Below are 25,260 nucleotides of genomic sequence, written 5' to 3'. Positions count from 1 at the left end.
TGCTATTTGCTCTTGTGATAGCGACCAACAACACTAACGAGTGCAGCAGCAAAATCATACAATTCATCGTCGGAAACACGCTCATCAAAAGAAATACGCAGTGCACCCAACGCAAGGTCTCTCGGAATGCCCATGGAGAGTAACACGTGACTCGCATCAAGCGAACCCGAAGAGCAAGCAGATCCCGCAGAAACCTCAAAACCCAATTGATCAAGGCTTAAAACAAGGGTTTCAGAATCAACACCTTCAACAAGCACAGATACCAAACCAGGTAGGCGATGCTCGTCCATCACCGCAGAAGTAGTAGGACGAATATGTGTACCTGGAGCGCAAATACGCTCGTAGAGGCGCTGTGCTCGCGCAGAAACAAGCGCACGACGCTCCGCCATATGATCAATACAATCACAGGCAGCTGCCGCAAAGGCAAGAGCTGCACGCACTGGCTGAGTACCTGGACGCTTGCCTTGCTCTTGTCCTCCCCCAAAAGTTTGTGCACGAAAAGGCGTGCGACTGCGAATAACAAGGGCACCGATACCCACAGGACCGCCAATTTTGTGCGCAGCAATACTTACCGCATCAACATCATCCAACGCTAACGGTATACGGCCAAACGCCTGCACGGCATCACAATGCATCAACGCACCAACTTTATGAGCAGCTTTTGCAATTTCTGCCAAAGGCTGCACAGTGCCCACCTCGTTGTTTGCTGCCATAACCGATACGAGAGCAGTATGCTCATCGCAGTGCTTTGCTACAGCCTCAGCCGTAACCACACCATCACGATTAGGGCGCACCAGTTTGACCTCAAAACCACGATCATGAAGCGCAGGAATAACATCAATCTCTGAGTCATGTTCAAACTCAGAAATAACAATAACGTTACGTTGACGATTACGACCTCGAGCGCCTTCTGCCATACCATACAGAGCAAGATTATTTGATTCTGTACCACCAGAGGTAAAAATTACATCTGATGGACGAAAATGCCCTCCCAAGCAACGGGCAATATCACTACGAGCACCATCAAGAGCACGAGCAGCTTTCCTACCAAGCGTATGCAAGGAATTAGGATTAGCACCTGCAATTTCTGATGCCTCGTAGGCAGCTTCGGCCTCTATGGCAGCTTTGCTCATAGGAGCTGAAGCAGCGTAATCCAAATACACATAAGGTCTAGAAGACATACTATGCCCTTTTCAGTTGTCCACGTTGACCCGCAGCGCGAATATCAGCAATAGCCTGTGCACGATTGACTACACCAAATACCGCAGAACCCGCAACAAGTAAATTGGCACCAGCAGATACTATCGCCTCAGCATTGCCTACACCAACACCACCATCGACCTCAATAAGAGGATTAACCTTGTGCGCGCAGCAAAGCTGATTCAGCTCACGTAATTTGCGATAGCTACCTTCAATAAAACTCTGGCCACCAAAACCTGGATTTACTGACATGATGAGTACCAAATCAACATAGTCAATAATACTCTCGAGACAGCTCACGGGAGTACCAGGATTGAGAACAACGCCTGCCTTTGCGCCTGCGTCTTGAATCTGTCTTACTAAGCGATGCGCATGAATTTGAGATTCCCAGTGGAAACTTACAATATCAGCGCCTGCTTCAAGGTAGTGAATAACCACTTCATCAGGATTGCTTACCATAAGATGCACATCGACGGGAAGCTTACTTGTCTTTTTTACCTGCTTGAGAATTGGTAGACCAAAGCTTAGGTTGGGGACAAAATGTCCGTCCATCACATCAAAATGAATGTAATCGGCTGTGGAAATAGCTTCGATATCCTCACCCAACTTTATAAAGTCAGCTGAAAGAAGGGATGGGGCAATTCGAACCTCATGTGCCATGAGTGCAGCTCTCCTCATCTAGTAACTTACCTATCTAATCAATGCCATAAAACTCTTCTCGAGGCGGTCGACCCAAAAGACTATCTATTGCAGAAGAAATATCTGCATGTTCATACAAAATGGCATGAACACTTTCGGTGATAGGACACTCAACTTTGAGCTGGCGTGCAAGCTCAAGGGTGGACTGCGCAGCACGCGCTCCCTCTACCACCATATGCGTACGGCTCTCGTAGTCGCTTAGACTCTCCCCTGCTACAAAAGCCTCACCAAAACTGCGGTTACGTGAATGTGGAGAGGTGCAGGTAGCAATGAGGTCGCCCATACCCGCAAGACCCATACAGGTCAACGGATCACCACCTGCAGCAACGCTAATACGTCCAATTTCAGCAAGGCCACGGGTCATAAGTACCGCAAGAGTGTTGTCTCCTGCACCCAGACCAACAGCTACGCCACAGGCAATGGCTATAACATTTTTGATTGCAGCACACAGCTCAACGCCCTTGATATCTGTACTGGCGTATGCACGAAAGCTAGGACTCATGAAAAGTTTTTGAAATAAGGCGCTAATCTGGGGATCTTCGGAGGCAACTACGGCTGCAGATACCTTGCCTCGACAGATTTCCTCAGCATGATTGGGACCAGACAATGCTGCAATTCGTACCTTACCACCCAGCTCTTCTTCAACAACATCGGCCATAAGCATGCAGCTACCATGCTCAATACCTTTGGTAAGCACACATACAGGCATATCTTCTGCAATATAGGCTGCTATCTGCTTTGTAGTGTCTCTCAAAAAAGAAGAAGGAACCGCAATAACTACAGCATCCGCATCAGCAATGCTTTGGCAATCCACCGTTGCACATACATTTGCAGGCAGGGTGTAGTCACTAAGATGCCGAGGGTTACGATGGTTGGTATTAATAGCCTCCGCAACCTCAGTACTACGAGCTAGCAGTACTACCTCATCTGCATTTACAGCAAGCAAACCCGCCGCAGCGGTACCCCAAGAGCCAGTACCAATGACTGATACCCTGCTCATTACTTGTCCTCCTCTTCGTGATGGAAAGAAAACTTCTTTTCTTCACCTTTGGCGAGTTTGGCAATATTGCCACGATGTGCCCAAATAACAATACAAGCAGCAGCAACCAACCCATAAAGAGTCGAAGATGGAAAACCCAAAAATAGCGCCCAAAACGGTATAGAAGCCGCCGCTGCAACCGAACCAGCTGATACAAAACGCGTGGGTACAACCACACAAATAAAAACCAATAAAAGGCCCAAGGGTAAGGGAGGCCAAAGACCAATGGAGGCACCAAGGCCTGCAGAAATTCCCTTTCCACCATGAAAGCGGAGATAGGGACTAAAGACATGACCGCAAATACAGGCAAGATAAAAAAGACTCGACACCCAACCAAATGAAGTTTGGGGATTAGTCATGGCGTAGTCTCCACCAAAAGCAATGCTTGCAACCAACTGTCGTGCCAAGACCATGCAAAGCAAAGCTTTTGCAGCATCTGCAATCAGCGTTGCAACCGCTGCCTTTGCACCTACCGAACGCCCGACATTGGTAGCACCAATGTTGTGTGAACCAACGCTGCGCACATCAATGCCGTGCATCTTGGCAATCACCAATCCAAAGGGGATACCACAGACCAAATAACACAGGATCATTCCCGCCAGCAAAGCAGTCATGAGAGGCGTCATGCCTATGCATCCTTCCTGCGGAATTTCAATCTAATAGGAGTTCCCTCTAGATTGAATGCCTCGCGAATACGATTCTCAAGGAAATGCTCAAAGTTGTCGTCTACCAAATCAGGTGCATTACAGAAGAACGATAGTACAGGTGGCTTACTTCCCGTCTGCGTAGCATAGTTAATTTTGAGACGGCGACCACGGTCGGTCACGGTATGACCTGTAGCACGGATAGACTCAAGCACTCTGTTGATTTCGGAGGTCTTAAGCTGCTGTGCACGCGCTTCGGCGGCCTTGATGGCAAGGGATAAAATCTTGTCGCAAGAACGACCTGTCAAAGCCGACACATTGATAGAGGGTGCCCAAGGCGCAAAAACAAGACGACGTTCAAGACCCGCCACCAATGAATCGCGCATTACATCAGTATCGACAAGATCCCATTTATTAAGAACAACAACCAGTGCACAGCCTCGGTCAATAGCAGCAGAAGCAAGCTTTTGATCTTGCTCGGTTACACCTACGCTGGAGTCAACCACAAGCAAGCACACGTCAGCGCGGTCAATCGCCGCAAGACCACGCACCAAGCTGTAGTACTCAATATCCTCATGTACCTGGCTCTTTTTGCGCATACCTGCAGTATCAACAAGGCGAATAGGACGACCTTGCCACTCAATCATGGTGTCAATCGCATCACGAGTGGTACCCGCAATGTCAGAAACGATGGAGCGACTCTTATTGGAAAGCCTATTAGCAAGACTGGATTTGCCAACATTGGGACGACCAATAATAGCGATGGATAAAACTTCATCATCGACTTCTTCTTCGTCGCTTTCCTCAGGCAAAAGATTGACAATTTCATCAAGCAAATCGCCTGTCCCATAACCATGACCTGCAGAGATGGGACGAGGCTCGCCCACGCCAAGTGAATAATATTGCCAAGCAGCAACCTCATCCTGTGGATTGTCCTGCTTGTTAACAACTAACAAAGTTGGTTTTTTTGCACGGCGCACGACGCGGGCTACTTCTTCATCCTCATCGGTCACGCCAACACTACCGTCAACAACCATGACAATGACCTGTGCCTCATCACAGGCAAGTAGTGCCTGTTCGCGAATGCGCGGAGCAAACGTATCAGTAGACTTAATTGACTCAATACCACCTGTGTCTATGAGGGTAAACTCGCGCCCATTCCAATCGCAGTCATGATAACTACGATCGCGGGTAACACCACGAGACTCATGAACAATGGCATCGCGAGATTGGGCGAGACGATTTACAAGAGTAGATTTGCCAACGTTGGGACGGCCAACAACAGCAACAATTGACTTGGACATAACTCTCCTTGCTGGTAAGTACTTACTCTAAGAGTCTACCCCAGCAACCCAAGCTCTAGTGCTGCAAGCACTGTATATCCTTTAGAAAACGCTATCAATCATTTAGAGCGTAGATATATCAATTTTTATTATTGAGCTGCCGTACAGAGCTTGGCAATATGATTCCGTACCGCATCAATCTGATCAGTCGGCGTTGAAGCGCCTGCGGTAATACCCACCAGTTCTGCACCAACAAACCAATCAGCCTCAAGCTCGCTAGGTCCCTCTATATGGTGCGTCTTTTTGCAGTGCTCAGCACAAATTTCAGCCAAGTGAGTGGTATTGGCGGAATTACGTCCACCGATAACAATCATTACATTTGCCTCAGTCGCCAGTTCAGCTGCTGCACGTTGACGCGATGAGGTAGCCTCACAAATGGTATTCACTACGCGCAATTCATCGGTCAAAGGAAGCAACGCATTCATAATCCCTTGTACGCGATCTCGCGTCATTGTGGTCTGTACCACCATGCCCACACGACGGGAAATTTTCACATCTTTGAGCTCTGAAGCATCTCCCACAATCAAAGCTTCAGGGGCATGCCCTACCGTGCCTTCCACTTCGGGATGTCCCACCTCACCCACAACGATAAGCTGATAGCCTTCGCGGCTAAGAAGTTCAGCTGCATTGTGTGCCCGTTTTACAAAAGGACAAGTGGCATCAATAACCTCTGAGCAGGCCTTCCGAGCAGCAGATTCAACCTCTGGTGTCACACCATGCGTGCGTAGTACCAAAGTATTGCCAGCAGCTTCGTGAGGCTGCTCAACCACTTCAACACCAGAAGCTTCCAAATCAGCTACAACCGTTGGATTGTGAATAAGGGGGCCTAGTGTACGCACATGACCAGGAGCTGCTTGTGCTGCCTTGCGTACCATATCGAGTGCACGGCCCACACCATAGCAAGCGCCTGCCTCGCGAGCGATACGAATTTCTGGCATCTATAGAGCTCCTTTCAGGCTAGCCACAAGACTGCAGAGGTCTTACTCTCTATTCTTTGCCTGGGTGCTTGGCTCGCAGTTCATCTCGCAGCGCATAGACTCGCTCCATAGCAATGCGCTCCATCTCACGTGCCTTTGCCTTACGACCTTTAGCAGGAATATCCGCAAAAGAAATAGGATCGCCTACTTTGAAGAAGACACGCCAAAAGAGACGTTTGAAATGAGTGCCTTGAGGGGTAATTTGGCGCGCCCCAACTACGGCTGTGGGCTGCACATCTGCCTTACCCAACTGTGCCATCAAGGCAAAGCCACCATGAATCTCAATGGGTTCCTCGTCACTGCGAATGCGTGTACCCTCAGGATAAACCACAACACATTCACCGCGCTTGAGTGCACGCTCAGCTCGGCGCACTGCCTTAAGATCTGCTGTACCTCGCTCTACGGGAATACCACCCGCTCTTGAAAGCAACCAGCTCATTAATTTATTTTTATCAAACTCACTCTTGTAGATAAAACGGCATCGAATACCATGCACATACAAAGTGACATAGGCTGCAACTGGCTCCAACATTGAGACGTGATTCATAATGATAACACGACCCTTACGGTTGGCCCAAAGCTTTTCACCATCCTCAAATGTCCAAGGCCACAACAGCTTGGTCACAAAGCCCACAACGCCCACCACAAAACCAATGAGGAGCTTTGCAGGTCGCGGATATTCGCACATAGCATGATCTCGGTAATCATCAAAACTATTACCTGCAAAAGCGCGCAAAGGCTCCGCTTTTTCATGAACAATTGACGATTTGTGAGCAACAGACTTTATAGATTGAGACGTGACTTCAGCGGTTTTTTGTTCACCGCCTTTAACAAAAGGGACAAATTCGTCCTTTATACCAGACTGTGTCGTCCGCACATCATCAATCAGCGCAACCACACGTGCCACGACTTCTTCTACCGTAAGAGTTGATGAATCGATGTGGCAAGCTCCCTCAGCTGGACGAAGCGGTGCTACTTCACGTGTGGAGTCCAGTTGATCTCGACGCAAGATATCATTCAGCACCTGTTTTTCTTCTTCTGCATTGGCAGTCGCGCCAGCATCTACGGCAGCATCGAGACCCTCACGCTGCATAGTACGACGATGGGCACGAGCAGCGGCATCAGCAGTCAAAAATACTTTGACCTCTGCAGCTGGAAAAACAACCGTACCAATATCGCGACCTTCAGCTACCACATCACCTGTTGCACCTAATTCACGCTGACGGGCAACCATCGCTTCGCGAACTGCAGGGATTGCAGAAACTGCAGAGACATTGCGATCGACACCAGGAGTACGGATAGCAGCAGTTACATCAGCGCCATCAACATAAACGGTCTGTCCCCTATCATCAAGACCAAATTCAATTGAGATAGTCTGAGCTAGGTGAGCAACACGTTTGACATCATCTACAGGCACGCCATTAACGAGACACTTCCAAGTAACCGCGCGATACATCGCACCTGTGTCCAAATACGTAAGGCCACAGCGCTCAGCAACTGCTCGTGCGACGGTTGACTTGCCCGAGCCTGCCGGGCCATCAATGGCAACTCTCATGCTTTTCCTCTCATGCTGCGTGCTAAAAGATTGATGCTAGCAGAAATATTAATCCTATCCTGCACGGCGCCCCTATAAACCCGCAGCCTGCTCAATAGCGTACTGCTCTTGCTGCGTAAGCAAACGCCACTGTCCCGGTTTGATATCCACCAAGTGCAAAGGTCCAAAACTATCACGGTGCAAAGCTAGAACCTCATGTCCGATAAAGGACAGCATACGCTTAACCTGATGCTTTTTGCCTTCATGAATCGTAAGTCCAACAAGAGAAGTGCCTCTCGGTAAACCCTGCGGAATCACTGCTTGTGCCTCAGAAGTATCAACAGGAAGTAATTCTACCTCTGCTGGAGCAGAAATCCTATCGTCAAGTGGCACGCCCTTGCGCAAGCGTTTAAGCTCAGCCTGCGATGGCACACCTTTGACAAGAGCAATATAGTGTTTATCCACATGCTTTGAAGGATGGAGCAAAGCCTGTCCCATATCACCACTGGTGGTAAAAAAGAGCAATCCTGTAGTATCTGTATCCAATCTCCCCACAGGAAAAAGGCCTGGATAAAGCTTGGTTGGCACCAAAGAAGCAACACAACGACGACCTTGAGGATCGTTCATCGTAGTGACATAGCCTTGAGGTTTGTAGAGCATCAAATACACGGGACCATCTGCAAAATGAACCCTTTTGTTATCAACCGTAACCTCATCTACCAGTGGATCTACCTTGCTACCTAACTCCTTTACCACAACACCGTTAACGCATACGCGACCAGCTGTCATCAAATCCTCGGACTTACGACGGCTCGCAACACCTGCTCGTGCTAAGAAACGCTGCAGCCGTAAAGGAACCATACGCTCATCTGTCTGATGTGAAGTCTCATTCATCTGCGCTATCGCTTTCAACTGCAACTTTTGGCTCCACTTGAGCAAAAGAAACTTCTTCATCAGACAAATCATCTACATCGTAGTTGGTATCAAGTAAATCACGCTCAGCTTCAAGCTCTTCTGTAGTTTCATCAAGAGTAGATCCGAGGCTTGCACCCGAAAGACGCTCGCGAATAAACTGGCGTGACTCCTCATCAGGAGCAAAATCCTCCAGAGGAGGCAAATCGCGCAACGATTTCAAACCAAAACGCTCAAGAAAAGCGCGGGTAGTACCATACACAATCGCCTGACCACGAACACGGTCACGCCCCACCTCACGCACCAAGCCCTTCTCTACCAAAGAGGCAATAACACCATCGGAGTTGACACCGCGCACCGCGCGCACACCCTCACGAGTTACTGGCTGGTGATAAGCAATGACTGCTAAGGCCTCAAGAGCAGCCTGGGACAGACGAGATTTGTCCCACGAAAGCACATAGGCCTCAACTTGATCATGATAGGAGGGATGGGTAAAAAAGCGCCAACCACCAGCAACTTCACGGAGCTGGATGCCACGATTGGTATCGGCATACTCAGCCGCAAGTTCAGCGAGAGTGGCAGAAGTCTCTCCCGGTGTTGAGCCGGCAGCTTTGGCAAGGTCAAGAGCAGAAACTGCCTCAGAAGACACTAAGAGCAGTGCTTCGAGAGCACCTTTGAGCGACTGATTGCTCAAACGTTCAAAATCAGACATCCCTACTCCTCACCCACGCTCGAAAGGTCTGCATTTGCATCAAAAGCAGGAGCTCCCTCAACATGATTTACCTCAATATCACCAAAAGGCTCATTCTGGCTGAGCGTCACAGCACCACGACCAGCCAGCTCCAGCATGGCAAGAAAAGCCGCAACAACAGACTCGGGCGTACGCTTACCCTCAATCAACTCAGAAAAACGCACCTGTGTGCGTGTGCGTACCATACGATCTACTGCAGCCACAGTCAAAGCCAAGGGTAGGCGCTTGGGAGCCACATGTTCTGCTTCCAAAAGAACTGCTTCGCGACGACTATCGAGATCCGCGCAGATAACTGCAAGTGACCTAAGTGTAATGCCTTCAAGATAATCAGGCATCAAACCAAGAAAATCAGGATCGGGACCTGCTGTACGTGGCTCCATCAATGCCTCAGTCTCTTGACGAGAAACAAGAGCGGCAGCGGCATTACGAAACTGTTTGTATGCAATCAGGCGAGCAATCAAAACTTCGCGAGCAGCCTCGGGTGTAAGACCTGAAAATTCATCATCGTCATCATCTTCGCTTGACGTAGCACGTTTTTTTCCAAAATCCTCAGGAATGAGAGCGGCCGCTTTAAGATCAAGTAAGGTGGCAGCCACCAACACAAAATCGCTAGCGACATCCAAATCCATCGAGCCCATTGACTCGACTTCTGCCAGATATTGATCGGCAACCTCAGCTACCGAGATAGCGCCGACATCAAGCTTTTGTCTACTTACTAGTTGCAGTAGCAGATCAAAGGGTCCTGAATATGCTTGGGTACGAATCCGGTATGACATCACAGACCCATCAACAAAAAGTCAAATAAACGTCCTGCAGTCAAATTGAGATAAGAAGATATGGGATCAATATTAAGCCAGCTTGGCAGCAAAAAAAGCAGGACAAGCAATACAGGCATAGAGTAGCGCTCGATTTTGTAGTACCACAGTCGAGCTTCACCCTTAAGGAAAGGTGACACAATCTTTGAACCATCCAGTGGGGGCAAGGGAATCAAATTAAAAAAGCAAAGCACCAAATTGATGTAGCAAAAATTCAATAAAACAGTAACTACCCAATAGCTCCAGCCTTGACTCGTTAGATAATCAGCCCAAATCACATGAGGAAAAATTAAATGACACAAACCGGCACCGATAAGCGCAAGAATTAGATTACACATAGGTCCTGCAAGAGCGACTAACAGCTCGTCTCTCTGAGGATTTTTTAGAAAGCGCGGGTTATAAGGTACAGGCTTTGCAAATGCAAAAATGGGGCCGTGTGCAAGTGCCAAGACAAGCGGCAAAGCAAATGAGCCAATAGGATCGATATGAGCAAGCGGGTTAAGTGTGAGACGTCCCTGCAATTTCGCCGTAGGATCACCTAGTTTATAAGCAGCATAGCCATGGGAAATCTCATGCAAAGTGGCAGAAATCATTACTATCGCCACGGAAATAACAATGACTATGATCTTTGTAAACTGGGCGTACGCCGTACTCATATAGACGCCTCCTCTATTTCGGTGGAAAGCTCAAGCCACTCTTCTTCCAACAGGGGGATCTTCTTTGAGAGTGCCTCGTATTCCTTCATAGCCTGATCAAACTTGGTGGCATCTGCATAGAGCTCTTCACTTGCCATAAGTTTCATCAGTTGTTCATAGCGGGATTGTGCAGGCTTAAGCGCTGCCTCAACTTCTGCGAGACGTTTTTTTGTGGAACGAAGTGCTTTGCTTGTAGCCTGACGTGCCTCTGCTTCAGCACGACGCTGCTCGCGCGTCTTGACGTTGCGGCCAGGTATTTGTGGTACTTCAGCTGCAGCCTTGGTTTCTACCTTTGTCTGAACAACTGTTGCAGCCGATTGGTTAGCAGCGCGAGCAGCCAGCTCAGCGCGCTTAAACTCAAAGTATTCGTAGTCACCATCGTAGAGTGTAACCTTGTGGTCACGCACATCAATGACTTTGTTTGCTACCGCTCGCACTAAATGCTCATCATGGCTAATAAGTACGATGGTACCTGCAAAGGATACAAGTGCACTTTCAAGCACATCAACCGAATCAATATCCAAATGATTAGTTGGCTCATCCAAGCACAGCAGAGGATCGGGAGCCACGAGCATTTTTGCCAAAGCAAGGCGTGCCTTCTCACCACCAGAAAGCACTGATACATGCTTGTCAACATCATCACCATGAAAGAGAAAGGCACCAAGCAACTTACGCTCTTCAGAACTTGTCCAACCAGGAGCCACGGTGTCCATCTCTGCAAGTACCGTATTACTCTCGTTCAGGCTTTCTAGCTGATGCTGAGCGTAGTAAGCAGTACTAACATTTTGTCCTAACTCAATGCTACCAGCGCTTGGCGCTTCAAGCCCCAAAATAAGCTTCATAAGCGTGGATTTACCAGCACCATTAGGACCAACGAGTGCAACATGATCTCCACGATAGAGACTCAAATTGACATCACCATACACATGGTGAGCCCCAAAAGATTTTGCAATATCTGTGAGTTTGACAACTAGGTCACCCGTACGCGGTGGCTCAGGAAAACGGAAGTGCACCTTATGAGCCTGCTCGGGCAACACAACCAGCTCAGACCGAATCTGCTCAACACGGCGAATACGTTCTTGAACCTGCTTTGCCTTGGTAGGTTTGTAACGAAATTTATCAATGAACACCTGCATGTGAGCAATATCGCGCTCCTGCGCCGCACGCTTGGCACGCAATTGCAACAAATTATCCTCACGCTGGTGCAGGTAACCAGAATAGTTACCTGTATAGGTATAAAGGTGGCGGTTTTCAAGGGATGCAACATGGGATACACAGGCATCCATAAAACTACGATCATGGGACACTAAAAGCACCGCGCCATCATAGCCTGCAATAAATTGTTCTAGCCACTGAACGCTCTCAAGATCTAAATGATTGGTTGGCTCGTCAAGCAAAAGCAAATCGGGATGGCGCAACAGTAGCTTGGATAATGCAATGCGCATCTGCCAACCACCCGAAAACTCATCTGCAGGCTTATCAAAATCTTCCACGGGAAAACCTAGTCCACCCAAAATTGCACGGGCACGGCTCTCCAATTCATAGCCACCTAGACGCTCAAAACGATCCTGACTTGCTGCATAGCGCTCAAGCAAAACATCCAACTCGGGGCCAGCACCACAAAGCGAAATCTGTTTTTCTAACTCCTTATTTTGACGCTCGAGAGCACGAATCTCTTCTGCAGAGTCAGTAACTTCACGCAATGCACTTTTACCACCATCAAGCTTGGTTTCCTGTTCAAGATAACCAACGCGTACATCGCGAGCAAAACTTACCGTACCCTCATCAGGTACTTCTTGACCCATAACAATCTTGAGCAAGGTAGTCTTACCGGCACCGTTAGGGCCTACCAAGGCCCACCGCTCGCCAGCATTAAGCTGCAACGTTGCTCCCGAATAGAGCACACGCCCACCAAAAGATTTTGAAATTTTATCTGCAAGAGCTATCAAAGTAGTACTCGTCCTGTCTTGAGCCGCCAAAATACGGCTGCTGTCTTACTCGTCATCAGTGAGGTGGATTGCAAAACCAGCAATTTCTTGCTTGAAATACACCAGATGAGTGCTGCCATCGGGATTTAGCGCACGGCTTGACTCGTTAATTTCAAAACCTCGCTGAGCAAACCAACGTTCAGCAGCGGGAATATCATCAACATGAAAACCAATATGGCCGCGTTCACCACGCCCTACGCCCTTCATAATCTCAATCAATGTGCCTGCAAATACTGACACAGGAGCCAAAACATTACGGGGCAGCCCCATCAGAGCATCAAACTGGCTGGCAATTTCTTCTGCCTCTGCATCGTCGGCGGCATTAATACCCACGTGTGCAATACGTAGACCAAAGAGCTCAACGGGATCTTCCGACGTCACATCATTTTTTTGCAGATTCTCAGCCATAGCTACCCCTCCGAAAGTTTGCAGTATGTGCCCAAAGCACATACACAGAGACCCTTAGTATACGCACGCATACCCAAGCTCGCCATGCTCTATAGGTTCTACCATGACTTTCCCACCTCAAATATCAAGTTTTAGAGGGGTCTGTTGATCTTGAGCTGACCTCTTTACAAGAACGCGATAAGACACAATACCTACAGCCGCAAATACAAGCAGAATCAACATAAGGCCAATATCACCGCCGCCTAGATATTTTTCGCCAAGACGCATAGCGGGATTAAGGAAATAGCCTACAAAAAACGAAGAAGCATTTACTGCAAAGTGTCCGATTATTGAGGTGGGAAGTCCTCCAACTCTCAGACAGATAAGACCAAGCACCGCACCTACTACAAAAGCATAGGTCCCTTGCACAAGATTGCCATGAGCAATACCAAAGGCTAAAGCTTGCGCCACAACAACAAACCAGAGTTTGGTACTAGAACGACGAGCATACTCAAGGGCAACACCACGAAAGAAAATCTCTTCACTAATGGGTGCCATTACCACCAGAGCAATAATTGATGTCCAGTTGGTATCAAATACCTGCTCCATAAGTTCACTGTATTCACCCATCAGCTTTGGGATAAAAGGCTCAATCAGGGTAAGGGCAGCAGAAATAACAAGCTGCAATGCTATGCCGATAACGATGATAGAAATCACATCAATGATTTTTTTGCTGACACTCCCCTGCCAATCTTTACGAGCAAGCACGCTATCCAGCCAAGTCTTTTTATCTTTAAACACAATTGGACGACGCGAGTTAATAAGACGCAAATAACGGTAGAGGGGAAGACCGATGACCACTGTTGTTAGCTGCGCGAGCAAAAGTGAATACTCAATCAGCGTATTTTGAGGCAGGTTTAACTGTGCAATAAATGCCGTCAACATAAAAATAACAGTTGCTAGGATTTGAATCCCTAGATAGCCACCAAGACAGACAAGAGCAATCATCAGCAACCAACGAAAGCCCCCATGAATAATCTTTTCCTGCGGCTGAGAGGCTGTTGATTGGGAAGTTTGTTGTAAGGATGTACTCGTGTCACTATCAGTTATGGGGACAAAGCCAGTGGGAACTGGCGGCATTGCTTCACTCATAATGTAACCTCCAAAGTTTTGGTCTCAAACTCAGGCGCAAGCGACCAAAGCATCTCAAACAATTCATTACCTAAGAGCCAACCTTGCTGGGTAGGCACCACGCATTGTCCTTTTGACTGCAAAAGCCCCCGTTTGATGAGTTGCTCTATCTGTCTCTCAAGTCTTGCTTTTCCCAAAATCGACTGAGCATAGTCAAGCTGATCGGCTGAAATCCCCTCAACCAAGCGGGCGCTCAGCATTAAGTCTTCTGCACAAGCTTGACGCTCTGTCAAAAATTCGAGTTCAAGCTTATCACCTGTCCGCTTTGTACGGATGCGCTTAAAAGAATCCTCAAGTTTAGGTAGAGCATAGCCTTGTACCCGCATGCACCCGTACAATTCGGCCGTCATCATACCTGCAGCACTTTTCCCCAAACCCAAATAACTACGTCCTTGCCAATAGCTGAGGTTGTGCTGACAAAACTTATGATTTTTGGCAAAACTTGCCACCTCATAACGCTCAAAACCCACTGAACTCAACTTATCAGCTGCATAGCTCATACGTTCTGCTTGGACATCAGAATCGTTCCAAGCTGGATTCTCGTCGCCTAATCTGTAGGCAAGCTCAGTTCCCTCTTCAATTTGGAGTGGATATACACTGATGTGGGTCGGTCCCCAAGAAATAAGCTTGTCGAGACTATCTTTCCAACTTTGAGCAGTCTGCAAGGGTATTGCGCACATCAAATCGCACGAGACATCAAGACCTGCCGCAACCGCCTCTTTTACCCACAGCTCTGCACAGGCTGCATCATGTACGCGCCCCAAGGCTTTAAGCTCTTTGTCATTGCACGACTGTACACCCACCGAAAGACGAGTAAGACCTGCTTCCTTGAGTTTTGACACAAGTCCCGCCGAGAGTGACTCAGGGTTTGCCTCGCTACTGAGTTCACATAGCTCAGGACAGCTTTGGCGAAGTTCAGATACCAGCTGCACTAAACCATCACCTAACATCGAAGGTGTACCGCCACCTATATAGGCCCACCGACTATGCTCAAGCAAGCCAGCCGTTGCCGCGCGGTGTAGGTCTGCAATTAAAGCATCAAGGTAGTCCTGCATCACAGCTGCATGGTGCGGCGTTGCAAGTGAATAAAAATCACAATAGGCACATTTCTTTATACAGAAGGGTATATGCAGGTAAATAGCCTCAAAACCGTCTTCGTGTAAACGCTTATCCCAGCTCATGAGAGTGTCTCTTCAATTTTGTCTGCCATGGCAATAAAGGACTGGGCATCCAAGCAGTGCATAGCCTGGTTGCGCCATTCTGCAGCATCAGGAATCCCCCTAAAGTACCAGCCTGCGATACTACGTGCCCGAGCAATATGCACCCCCGTAGCTTCAAGCAAAGCAACATGACAACGAAAAGCTGCAAGTCGTTGATGAAGATCATGCTGAGGAGGAATCTTTCCCATCTGCAACAGCTGTGCGTCTTTAAAAATCCAAGGATTGCCATAAGTACCACGAGCCACCATCACGGCTGTGGCACCAGTCTGCTCTCGTGCTGATTGTGCAGACTCAGCATCTTTGATATCACCTGAAGCAATAACGGGGATATCCACTGCATCCACCACGCGCGAAATTGTCGACCAATCAGCCTCACCACGATAAAACTGATTGGCAAAGCGTCCATGCACCGCAATTGCTGAGACGCCTGCCTCTTGCATTTTTTGAGCAAAGTTTGGTGCAAGCTCGTTATCCATCTTGTAGCCGCGCCGAATTTTGCAGGTTACTGGCACAGGCTCTATGCCCAAATGGGCCGCCCCTGCTGCAACACCTTCACGGCATGCAACTACAATTTCTGCCGCAAGACCAGAATCAAGCATCAAAGCAGAACCTTCGCCCTTGCGAGTCACTTTAGGCACAGGACAGGCCATATTAATATCAATAAGCACGAGTTTTTTGCCTACACGCTTTACTACCTGCTCGCTCGCCTCACGAAACTGTTCGACTTGAGCCCCAAAAAGTTGAACCGCAAGTTCTGGTTCGAACTCATGCGGCAACGCCAACTCCCAGGTTTTATCACCACCAAAGTGAATACCTGCAACTGACACCATCTCGCTATATGCTAAAGCTGCCCCACCCGCACGCGCCATAATGCGCCACGCAACATCACTCACACCAGCCATGGGAGCCATCAAATATGGTCTGGACTGCAAGCGCTCGGTAAGGCTTTTAAGCTGAGGTACGTCTTCCCAAGTGGTCATTAAACCCGCGGCGAGTGCATACTGTTCAAGTACCTCTTGTGCTGTCTGCTGCACATTTCCTCCCTTTGCTGTAACTCAATTAGAATAGCAATAGTGTCCTCATACGGACAGACACGCACTCTAGAAAGAGGCATTATATGTATGCGGATTACCACGTGCATAGTATTTTTTCAGATGATTCTAACTACCCTATTGAAGAAGTATGTAGGGATGCCTGTCGTCTTGGTCTTGACGAAATTTGTTTTACTGACCATGTAGATTACGGCATTAAATACGATCTCAGTCCTCTTGATGCTGCTGGCACACTCTTTGATAAGAGTTACGCCAAGCCAGGAGAAGCTTATAAATCTGCTCGCAATGTCACCAATGTTGACTATCAGCACTACTTTCCTGCTATTGCTGCAGCTCGTGAACGTTGGGGTACAGCTCAACATGATTGGTGGGGCGGTAAATTAAGCGTACGCTGCGGACTGGAATTGGGAGTACAACGACACACCATCGATTCCAATCAGCATTTGGTAGATGCACGCAAAGATGAACTTGATTTTGTTTTGCTTTCTTGCCATCAGATTGAGGATCTTGAGTTCTGGTCAAACGACTACCAAAAAGGCAAAGCACCCGAAGCTATCACGCAGGCTTATTATGAAGAAATCTTAGACTGCCAGCAAACTTTCAAGGGCTATAACGTACTGGCGCATCTGGATGCTATTAAACGTGACAACCCCGCTGATAGGCGCCCTTTTACTGCTTACCGCGAGGTAGTTGCCGCAATTCTTGAGCAAGCAATTAGTGATGGTAAGGGCATCGAACTTAATACCTCATCGGTACGTTACGGACTGTCTGATTGGCAACCTTGCAAAGAAATTTTGTCACTGTATCGCGATTTAGGCGGACACATTATCACGGTGGGAAGTGATTCTCACCAGCCTGCTCACCTCGGCAGTTACCTACGTCAAGCCTATGATTTACTACGCACATTAGGCTTTGAGGGTGTCTACCGTTTTGAGCACATGGCAGGAAGCCTACTTCGCTTCGACTAGGTTAGAAACGGAAGATAAATATGGCAAAACATACGACACGCTGGCATGGCAAACCTGGTCCCACGCTTAACCCAAAAGACCAGATCTCTTACCTTGCATCCCGTGGTATTAGTTTTGAGCGTGTTGATCAAAATACTGCCGCTCGCTACCTACGTGATACAGGCGGCTTTATGCGTACTGCATCCTATAAATCGCTGTTTCCCAAGCTCCGTCATGCCGATGGTTCAAGTAGTTATATAGGACTCGACTTTGCCGAACTCATGGATTTGACTGAGATTGACCACCAACTTCGCTTGAGCTTCTTGCCACTAGCCCTAGATGTAGAGCACTCTGCCAAATTACAGCTACTCTATCTTGCAAACAAAAAACACGAAGATCCCTACGAAATTGTTGAGGCTTATATCAGCAGTCTATCCGCCGGTAAGCAGGAACGGCTTATGGCAGAGCTGGAAAGTCGCCGCGGGGATAATGACATCTATTCAGGGCTTCTCATTGATAAATATGTAGGAGACATGCCGCTCTGGGTTATAGCCGAAGTATTTGATTTTGGAGACTTTCTTGACCTCTGGGGTTTCTGTGCGCGTAGATGGCATAGTGAAGAGCTAATACAGCTGCGCTATCTGCTTAAAGATACCAAAGATTTGCGCAATGCCTGTGCACATGGTTCCTGCATTCTCAATGGCATAGCATCTGGTTATACTCCCTATGAAACTCCCCTATTACTCACACAGGCACTAAAAAGTGCACGCATTACAAGTGAGCAGGAAATTGAACGCTGGACTTCCAATCCGCGCACTCTAGAGTTACTTGCCGCACTCTGGTGTTCCAAAGAGCTTGTTCGAGATGAGCGGCGACGTACATATGCACATACATCTCTTGACAAACTCTTTGCTCGTGCACGCAAGCATGCAGATTGGTATACAGACAATGAAGCACTCGTGTCTTGCTACCGATTTTTTATGTTCATAGCAAAAGCCTGGCGTTAAACACCAGGCTTGTTTTGCTGCAATATTTTAAAGAAGTCCTACTGATCGTCGCCCACGCGCAACACAGCCAAAAAGGCTTCCTGAGGCACTTCAACCGAACCGAGGGTTTTCATGCGCTTCTTGCCCTCTTTCTGCTTTTCTAGCAACTTACGCTTACGGCTGATATCACCGCCATAGCATTTAGCAAGGACATCTTTGCGAAGCGCACGCACCGTGCTACGACTAATGATCTTGTTGCCAATAGCACCCTGAATAGGTACTTCAAATTGCTGACGAGGAATAAGCTCGCGGAGCTTGTCGCAAAGACCACGCGCGAGCGTATATGCCTTGTCCTTGTGCACAATAAATGACAATGCGTCCACCTCATCACCCGAGAGCAAAATATCGAGTTTAACGAGAGGACTCTCGCGGTATTCATAGAAGTCATAGTCAAGACTGGCATAGCCCTTGGTACGGCTCTTAAGCTGATCAAAGTAGTCAAGAATAAGCTCTGCAAGTGGCATCTCCCAGTGCATCTCAACTGACTTATCTGAGAGATAAACCATGTTGACGAAGGTGCCACGGTGTTCAACAGTCAAATCCATAACCGCGCCAACAAACTCAGGTGGCACGATGACCTCGGCCTTAAGATAAGGCTCCTCAATACGCTCAATACGTGTAGGCTCAGGCATATCTTGGGGACTTGTGAGCTCAATCATCTCACCTGAAGTCAGATAAACGTGATAGTTAACGCTGGGGCTTGTGGCAATAAGGTCAAGATCAAATTCACGCTCCAAGCGTTCCTTAACAACCTCCATATGCAACAAACCCAAGAAACCCACGCGAAAACCAAAGCCTAAAGCAACCGAAGTTTCGGGTTCCCATACCAAACTTGGATCATTAACACGCAACTTGGTGAGGGCATCACGAAGATTCTCGTAGTCTTTATTGTCAATCGGGAAAAGCCCGGTAAAGACCATCGGCTTAACTTCACGATAACCTGGTAAAGGCTGGGCACACGGACGGTTTTGGCCAGTAAGGGTATCGCCCGCTTTTACCAAAGCAGGGTCCTTAAGACCAGTCACCACATAGCCTACTTCACCTACATCCAGTGACTTTAAGGGAGTCTCGAGCGGACGCTTACATCCCACTTCTTCCACCAAAAATGGCGTATTAGAAGCCATCATGCACAGTTTGTCACCAGCAGATATAGAGCCATCAAAGACACGGACTGTTGCAACGACACCACGATACGCATCAAAGTAGGAATCCAAAACAAGTGCCCGTAAAGCCGCAGTTTCATCTCCTGTAGGGGGCTTCACCAAATAGACAATAGACTCAAGTAAATCGTGGATACCCTCGCCCGTCTTACCCGAGACAAGCACAGCATCATCAGCAGGAATGGCAAGAGCATCCTCTATTTCGGCTTTTACTTCCTCGGGATGTGCAGAGGGCAAATCAATCTTGTTGATGGCAGGCACAATATCAAGATTGGCATTCATCGCAAGATTGGCATTGGAAACCGTCTGTGCCTCCACGCCTTGGGTAGCATCTACCACCAGTACTGCTCCCTCACAGGCAGCAAGACTACGACTGACCTCATAGGTAAAGTCAACATGCCCTGGAGTATCAATAAGATTGAAGGTGTAGGTTTCGCCATCGTCAGCATCATAGAGCACGCGCACGGCATTCGACTTGATTGTGATGCCACGCTCTTGCTCAATGTCCATACTGTCAAGCATCTGAGAGGTCAAATCTCTCTGTTCAACGGTATGTGTAAGCTCAAGAATGCGATCAGAGATCGTCGATTTACCGTGGTCGATATGAGCCACGATGCTGAAATTACGGATGTGTGATGTGTCTGTAGTATTCATGGGAAAGATAATACCTCAGTTAGCCCTCTGAGTGTTATACTTCACAGGTTGACCTCCCGTCTGGTTGTGCCCCCACGCTTCCAGACGTCGCTTGTCTCAGCGTAGAGGCCTCATTGATGATTGGTTGAAAGGAAAAGCACGTGGCAAACATCAAGTCGCAGAAGAAGCGTATTCTCACCGCTGAGAAGGCTCGTCAGCGTAACAAGGCAGTACGCTCTGAGCTCAAGACCTATGTAAAAAAGGTCGTCGCTGCTGTTGAGGCTGGCGACAAAGATGCAGCACAGCTCGCTGCAAACGCTGCTGGTCGTAAGTTTGACAAGGCTGCAGCAAAGGGCATCATTCACAAAAATCAAGCCGCTGAGCGCAAGTCTGGCGTTCAGAACATGGTCAACAAGATGGCCTAAGGTTTTTGTAGCCTAAAGTTTTTGCAACTACATTGCATTTGCGGACTCCGTAGTAAAAAGCTGCGGAGTCTTTTTTTCTTTCAACTCTCGCTGAAGCAGGTCTCTCTTCGGCAGGCATCTCTTCAAGCAGGTCTCTCTCTTCAGCAGGCATCCCATCGACAGACCTCTCTTTTCGAAGAGGGTTCATAATTCTTTGATTCTCAAATTCAATCCTGCGCATTTGCAATTTCAAACGACGGTTTTGAACCGTTTGCAGTTTCTTGCTACGGGATGCAGCAAAGCAAAGGCGTACTACTGAACAGCACCGCAGATTTGCAAAATAAGCTGGGTAAAGCTTATGTCAGGATCAGCACCTGATTTGAGAGCTCGGTCGCAGTCAGCACAAGCTCTCACAAACCGACTGAGTTCACCGGGAGCAAAATTTCTTACCCAACGTTTGTACTTATCTATCTGAAAATCTCGCTTACCTAACGTAGAAGCTAGTGCGTATTCTTGGCCTCGCGCCATCAAACTTTGAGTACAAATCAACTCACGCAAACGACCAACTAACATTGCGAGAAGGGCGATTTGTGAGGGTTTTGCCATCAGATGATATTGGGTTAGCGCCTTAACCGCATTGCGTTCGCAGACAGGATCAAGAAAATCCCAAGGTTTAATTTCTGCGGTTTGCGAAATGTTGTTGACGACATCGTTGTAGCTAATATGTCCTTGTGTACGACAAAGCGTACAAAGCTGGGAAACTTGATTTTCTAGCAGTTTTCCAGACTCTCCTGAGCGCTTAATAAGCTCGTCAACCGCGGGACCATCAATATACATTCCTCGTGCCTGTGCAAACTTATTTACTTCCGCAACAAGCGCACGGTTCCTTTTTGGTACACAGTCAATAATTGCTTTAGGCCCGATAGAAGCTATGGCCTTGTAGAGACGGGTATTCTTTGGCAACGAGTCAAAAAGTAAGCAAAGCGTACATACACCATTGGGATTTGAAAGATAATCCACCAACATATCTTTGACCGTCTTATCTAGACGATCAGCGGCGTTCACGATAACAAAACGCCTATCTGCCCCAAAAGGGAGAGTATTGAGCGAACCCAATAGGGTAGCTGCATCAAGTTCAGACGTAGCGTTTATTTCATCCAAATTGAAAGCTTCCATACCTGCAGCTAAATGCTTTTTGAGCCTATCCACAACGGACTTTTTTTTGCGCTCATCACTACCAATTGCCGCATAAGCCACAAGCATTGCACTGTTTTTTGTTGCTGGCATCTACTCTCCCCTCGCATGTTTTATGACTTAGATAATACCTTTAGTCTGCAAAACTCTTTTGACATACGATGGCAGGTCCCCCTTCGGCAGGACTTACACAGATGTCACCACAATCAATCGTACATAGAAAACGTGATCCAACGCCTCTGACTATCTCAATACATTCGCCTGCTGGATGCCCATACTTATTTCCCTCACCCGCGCTGGCAAGACAAAGCTCAGGCAAAAGTTCTTGCGCCTGCTCTGCAGTTAAAGAAATTTTTGAACCATGATGTCCTAGCTTCAAAACGTCAATATCGCCAATATCGCCCGTTGCGAGGAGTTCTGCTAGTTCCTCTTTTTCTGCATCTCCCGTAAGCAGAGCTCGAAATTCCCGCTTGTCATCTTGATAAAGCAAATCCAACTGTATTGAATCTTTATTTTCAAGTCCACTTACGGGCATTTGAGGCCAAATCATCCTTAAGACAAATTGCCCCACATGCAATGTATCCCCATAGGACAGCTCTTTGAGTTGGGTCCCCACCAATGCCGTGCATGCAGACTCCAGCTCAGGAGAAAGTTCGGATGTGACACCTTCGGCAAAATATATCTGTTCGCAAGGAACTTTGTACGCAAGATCAGCTACTCCACCTACATGATCTGTGTGTTGATGCGTCAAAATAACCGCATCCAAATGAAATACTTTTTGACGTGCAAGGGCAATGTTAAGCGTATCTGGAGGTCCCGTATCAATCAGCACGGCTTGTGCCCCCTCTTGAACCAAGATGGCATCACCCTGGCCGACATCAAGTACCACCATTCGCGCGGGAGCAAAATAACGCCATCGTACAAAGAAACCAAAAAAGGCAAGTACAACTACCAAAAACAGCTTGATACAGATTTTCTTTTGTATGGGCGGCCACAGACGATAAAGGGCAACTAGCAAAGCAAAAATCATTAGTAAAAAGAGCAGTTCACCCACATTATTTCCCAACTCCACCGTTATGCATGCGAGAGGAAATGATGCAAGTAGACGCAAAATAGTAAGTACAAAATTTGCACAGACGTCACAGATGGTAAGAAACATTTTGTTCACCAAGGGAATATCCACAGTACTAGCAGCTAAAGCTCCACAAACAACAAGAGCTGTAAAGGGCAGCATAACCATACTATTTGCCAGTGGAGCAACAAATGATATAAGAGAAAAGAGCGGCAGTGTCAGCGGTACGGTAACTGTTTGGCAAACGAGACTTGCAGCACAACTTGAACGTGCTTCATTAAGCGCGCGTTGGAGCCTTCTTGGCAGGCGATTTCGTTTTGGAAAAGCAAAAAGAGTTTTCAGTGCATAGTTGGCATATACAGAAAACAGACAAAGCCCCACTACTGCAAGCACCGAAAGCTGAAAGCCAAGCTGTCCCACAAGTCCAGGATTGCAAATTGCCATAAGAAGCGCAACAAAACTCACGGCTGAAAGGGTGTGCTTACGTCGACCCACACACCAAGAAAGCGCAGCAACTGCTGACATTATCCAAGAACGTATTGCGCTAGGAGGGGCGCCACAACTCAAGACAAAAAGAGCAGAAATACAAAGACTCAAAACAGCGCGACTACCTGGTTTGAGTTGTAAGAGCTTGGCTAGCTGTAGAAGTAGATTAGAAATGATAGCAATATGCCCACCTGATACCGCCATCAAATGCGCTACGCCACAAGCAGAAAAAAGCTCATTTAGCCCTTGTGCATCTAGACTAGATCGGTAACCACACACAGCACCAGCAAGTACTGCTCGACTTGCTCCTATTTCTGGGCGGAAATTTGAGAGTGCCCGTCGCCTAAACATAATAGGTATGGCCAATAAGCCTTGAGGATGTATTGACTTGCGTATTGAGCGAACCGAAACTTCACCCCAAATACCCTGCAGCCTTGAGCGATATCCCCAGCTATCATTAGTCAAAGGCTTATAGCGTCCTACTACGACAAGTTGTTCACCGTAATTTACGGGCTCATGCAAACTTAGCCATACGTCAACACTGTGTCCCTCATTTGAATGGGCCTGAGCTCGGCAGCGCCAGCCAAAACGAGTTTGTTTGCAGTCCCCCACAACACGAAACTGCCAAGCAGAAAGATTGGAATTTTCCAAAGCAGAAGCTACCGTAAAACCCCGCACAACAAAAAGTTCTACTGCTACAAGTCCCATACAAATACCAACAAGCAAAGCTTTAATAGTATGTTTGTTGGCAGAAGCCGACATCTTGCTAATAACAAGCAAGTTGCCCAGGATATAGACGCCCGTTGCTATAAGCAACACGTTCCACTGGCGTGCATCCAACTTCAAAGGCAAATAACGTAGAAACAAGAAAGAGACAAGCAATACTCCTACCAATGTCCAACTAAGAAAAGGAATTGAAGGACGTGGTGGGAGCTCAAGCTTAGGCTCAAACACAGATATCATCCTTGAGCTTCGCGAACTTCTTTTCACCTATACCCGAGACACGCATGAGATCCTCAGGACTCTCAAACGCACCATTCGTCTCTCGCTCCTTGATAATGGCTTTTGCCGTTGCCTCACCGACTCCAGAAAGAGTTTGCAGAGTCGTCTCATCAGCTGTGTTGATATTTACCAAGCCACGATGTGAAGTGTCCAATGAAGACTCTGCTGGCAGCTTTGAGGTGAGTTGGCTGTCTATCCCCGGATCTTCTCCTATGCGAGGTACATAAACCTTTTCTCCATCGTTTAATTTCTGGGCCAGATTGATGCGAGTTCTATCCGCATCATCAGAAAGTCCTCCTGCAGCCTCAATGGCATCAGTCACACGTGCATCATCTGTGCCCAACTTGTAAACTCCAGGCTTTGCAACCGCTCCACTCACATCTACCAAGAAGCGTTTTGGGGAGATAGACGTATCTGATTTGATTTGTGATGAGTTCTTTTTGGACTGATTTTCACGAGAGTTCTGCTGTGGTGCTTCAAGTTTCTTATCAAGCTGAACTGCTGTTGGCACAGCGAGTATGCCGTTATATACAACACTCAGTAGGATAATAAGGCCAGTGCAAACACACAATACAACTGCTGATTTACGGTCGATGCTTCGTCCAAAAATAGTAAAACTAGCATGATGACGTCTTTGAGCCATTGAACTTCCTCCTTCACCTTATAAGCCTGAAGGAGGGTCACGGCAATGATACCGACTTTATCGATTAGCCTTGTCTCAAACTGACTGTCAGCTGCACTCTAACGCACATATATCAGCAAAGCAGCAGCTCATAGACCTGCTGTTGAAATTTTACTATTCGTAGCTTGCATATAAGAAAAAACAGCCTCGTCCCTCTGACAAGGCTGTTCGCAAAATTCATCTTATG

At 47.6% G+C, this 25,260-nt stretch carries 23 protein-coding genes; 3 read left to right on the top strand and 20 right to left on the bottom strand.

Features of this window, described 5'->3' with window-relative positions; translation table 11 throughout:
- Positions 1–2: 2 nt before the first annotated feature.
- The 16 genes from HMPREF9069_RS05345 to HMPREF9069_RS05270 form a co-directional block, all read right to left on the bottom strand.
- Positions 3–1,181: a cysteine desulfurase family protein gene (locus tag HMPREF9069_RS05345; RefSeq protein WP_035438524.1), complete on the bottom strand. Its 1,179-nt coding sequence runs from the start codon at positions 1,179–1,181 to the stop codon at positions 3–5.
- Between the two features lies 1 nt (position 1,182).
- The gene (rpe, locus tag HMPREF9069_RS05340) at positions 1,183–1,860 is read right to left on the bottom strand and encodes a ribulose-phosphate 3-epimerase (RefSeq protein WP_035438523.1); all 678 of its coding nucleotides are present in this window, start codon (positions 1,858–1,860) and stop codon (positions 1,183–1,185) included.
- Positions 1,861–1,894: 34 nt separating this feature from the next.
- Complete coding sequence (locus HMPREF9069_RS05335) at positions 1,895–2,899, bottom strand: NAD(P)H-dependent glycerol-3-phosphate dehydrogenase (RefSeq protein WP_021626152.1); 1,005 nt, start codon at positions 2,897–2,899, stop codon at positions 1,895–1,897.
- Entirely contained in the window at positions 2,899–3,564 is a 666-nt protein-coding gene (locus HMPREF9069_RS05330; RefSeq protein WP_021626151.1) for a glycerol-3-phosphate acyltransferase, read from the bottom strand. The genes HMPREF9069_RS05335 and HMPREF9069_RS05330 overlap by 1 nt, the downstream gene beginning before the upstream one ends.
- Before the next feature lie 2 nt (positions 3,565–3,566).
- Positions 3,567–4,886 carry a ribosome biogenesis GTPase Der gene (gene der, locus HMPREF9069_RS05325; RefSeq protein WP_021626150.1) on the bottom strand — a complete coding sequence of 440 codons (1,320 nt, stop codon included), beginning with the start codon at positions 4,884–4,886 and terminating at the stop codon, positions 3,567–3,569.
- A 128-nt stretch (positions 4,887–5,014) separates the two neighbouring features.
- Complete coding sequence (ispH, locus tag HMPREF9069_RS05320; protein WP_021626149.1) at positions 5,015–5,863, bottom strand: 4-hydroxy-3-methylbut-2-enyl diphosphate reductase; 849 nt, start codon at positions 5,861–5,863, stop codon at positions 5,015–5,017.
- Positions 5,864–5,912: 49 nt separating this feature from the next.
- Complete coding sequence (cmk, locus tag HMPREF9069_RS05315; protein ID WP_021626148.1) at positions 5,913–7,457, bottom strand: (d)CMP kinase; 1,545 nt, start codon at positions 7,455–7,457, stop codon at positions 5,913–5,915.
- A gap of 72 nt (positions 7,458–7,529) precedes the next feature.
- Entirely contained in the window at positions 7,530–8,330 is an 801-nt protein-coding gene (locus HMPREF9069_RS05310) for a pseudouridine synthase (protein ID WP_021626147.1), read from the bottom strand.
- A complete protein-coding gene (gene scpB / locus HMPREF9069_RS05305; protein WP_021626146.1) occupies positions 8,323–9,060 on the bottom strand; it encodes an SMC-Scp complex subunit ScpB in 738 nt (245 codons plus the stop codon). Before scpB ends, HMPREF9069_RS05310 begins: the two co-directional genes overlap by 8 nt.
- Before the next feature lie 2 nt (positions 9,061–9,062).
- Positions 9,063–9,875, bottom strand: a complete 813-nt coding sequence (locus tag HMPREF9069_RS05300) for a segregation and condensation protein A (protein WP_021626145.1) — start codon at positions 9,873–9,875, stop codon at positions 9,063–9,065.
- Complete coding sequence (locus HMPREF9069_RS05295; RefSeq protein ID WP_021626144.1) at positions 9,875–10,570, bottom strand: site-2 protease family protein; 696 nt, start codon at positions 10,568–10,570, stop codon at positions 9,875–9,877. The genes HMPREF9069_RS05300 and HMPREF9069_RS05295 overlap by 1 nt, the downstream gene beginning before the upstream one ends.
- Entirely contained in the window at positions 10,567–12,558 is a 1,992-nt protein-coding gene (locus HMPREF9069_RS05290) for an ABC-F family ATP-binding cassette domain-containing protein (protein WP_035438521.1), read from the bottom strand. Before HMPREF9069_RS05290 ends, HMPREF9069_RS05295 begins: the two co-directional genes overlap by 4 nt.
- Before the next feature lie 45 nt (positions 12,559–12,603).
- Positions 12,604–13,005: a VOC family protein gene (locus HMPREF9069_RS05285; protein ID WP_035438520.1), complete on the bottom strand. Its 402-nt coding sequence runs from the start codon at positions 13,003–13,005 to the stop codon at positions 12,604–12,606.
- A 117-nt stretch (positions 13,006–13,122) separates the two neighbouring features.
- The gene (locus HMPREF9069_RS05280) at positions 13,123–14,136 is read right to left on the bottom strand and encodes a CPBP family intramembrane glutamic endopeptidase (protein ID WP_021626141.1); all 1,014 of its coding nucleotides are present in this window, start codon (positions 14,134–14,136) and stop codon (positions 13,123–13,125) included.
- Positions 14,133–15,356: a radical SAM family heme chaperone HemW gene (hemW, locus tag HMPREF9069_RS05275; RefSeq protein ID WP_021626140.1), complete on the bottom strand. Its 1,224-nt coding sequence runs from the start codon at positions 15,354–15,356 to the stop codon at positions 14,133–14,135. The genes HMPREF9069_RS05280 and hemW overlap by 4 nt, the downstream gene beginning before the upstream one ends.
- Positions 15,353–16,429 carry a tRNA dihydrouridine synthase gene (locus HMPREF9069_RS05270; RefSeq protein WP_021626139.1) on the bottom strand — a complete coding sequence of 359 codons (1,077 nt, stop codon included), beginning with the start codon at positions 16,427–16,429 and terminating at the stop codon, positions 15,353–15,355. The genes hemW and HMPREF9069_RS05270 overlap by 4 nt, the downstream gene beginning before the upstream one ends.
- An 83-nt stretch (positions 16,430–16,512) precedes the next feature.
- Between HMPREF9069_RS05270 and HMPREF9069_RS05265 the strand changes: the two genes are divergently transcribed.
- Together HMPREF9069_RS05265 and HMPREF9069_RS05260 are read left to right on the top strand one after the other, a co-directional pair.
- On the top strand, positions 16,513–17,415 hold the full coding sequence (locus HMPREF9069_RS05265; protein WP_021626138.1) for a histidinol-phosphatase HisJ family protein: 903 nt from the start codon (positions 16,513–16,515) through the stop codon (positions 17,413–17,415).
- A 20-nt stretch (positions 17,416–17,435) separates the two neighbouring features.
- Complete coding sequence (locus HMPREF9069_RS05260) at positions 17,436–18,401, top strand: Abi family protein (RefSeq protein ID WP_021626137.1); 966 nt, start codon at positions 17,436–17,438, stop codon at positions 18,399–18,401.
- 38 nt (positions 18,402–18,439) lie between these two features.
- Here HMPREF9069_RS05260 and lepA read toward each other — a convergent pair whose 3' ends face one another.
- The gene (lepA, locus tag HMPREF9069_RS05255; RefSeq protein WP_021626136.1) at positions 18,440–20,254 is read right to left on the bottom strand and encodes a translation elongation factor 4; all 1,815 of its coding nucleotides are present in this window, start codon (positions 20,252–20,254) and stop codon (positions 18,440–18,442) included.
- A gap of 140 nt (positions 20,255–20,394) precedes the next feature.
- On the opposite strand from lepA, the gene rpsT reads away from it, so the two are divergent.
- Positions 20,395–20,658 carry a 30S ribosomal protein S20 gene (gene rpsT, locus HMPREF9069_RS05250; protein ID WP_021626135.1) on the top strand — a complete coding sequence of 88 codons (264 nt, stop codon included), beginning with the start codon at positions 20,395–20,397 and terminating at the stop codon, positions 20,656–20,658.
- Between the two features lie 291 nt (positions 20,659–20,949).
- On the opposite strand, the gene holA is transcribed toward rpsT, so the two are convergent.
- Genes holA through HMPREF9069_RS05235 form a run of 3 tightly spaced genes read right to left on the bottom strand, consistent with a single transcriptional unit; the run spans position 20,950 to position 25,034 of the window.
- A complete protein-coding gene (holA, locus tag HMPREF9069_RS05245; RefSeq protein WP_021626133.1) occupies positions 20,950–21,924 on the bottom strand; it encodes a DNA polymerase III subunit delta in 975 nt (324 codons plus the stop codon).
- Positions 21,925–21,964: 40 nt separating this feature from the next.
- Entirely contained in the window at positions 21,965–24,343 is a 2,379-nt protein-coding gene (locus tag HMPREF9069_RS05240; protein WP_198009721.1) for a ComEC/Rec2 family competence protein, read from the bottom strand.
- Positions 24,336–25,034 (bottom strand): helix-hairpin-helix domain-containing protein, encoded by a 699-nt coding sequence (locus HMPREF9069_RS05235; protein WP_021626131.1) that lies wholly within the window; start codon positions 25,032–25,034, stop codon positions 24,336–24,338. Before HMPREF9069_RS05235 ends, HMPREF9069_RS05240 begins: the two co-directional genes overlap by 8 nt.
- Positions 25,035–25,260: the final 226 nt, after the last annotated feature.

This window comes from Atopobium sp. oral taxon 810 str. F0209, from assembly GCF_000466405.1.
In the GTDB taxonomy this organism is placed as follows: domain Bacteria; phylum Actinomycetota; class Coriobacteriia; order Coriobacteriales; family Atopobiaceae; genus Olegusella.
Note: the sequence above shows the minus strand (reverse complement) of the source record. Positions and strands in the feature narration are given on the sequence as shown.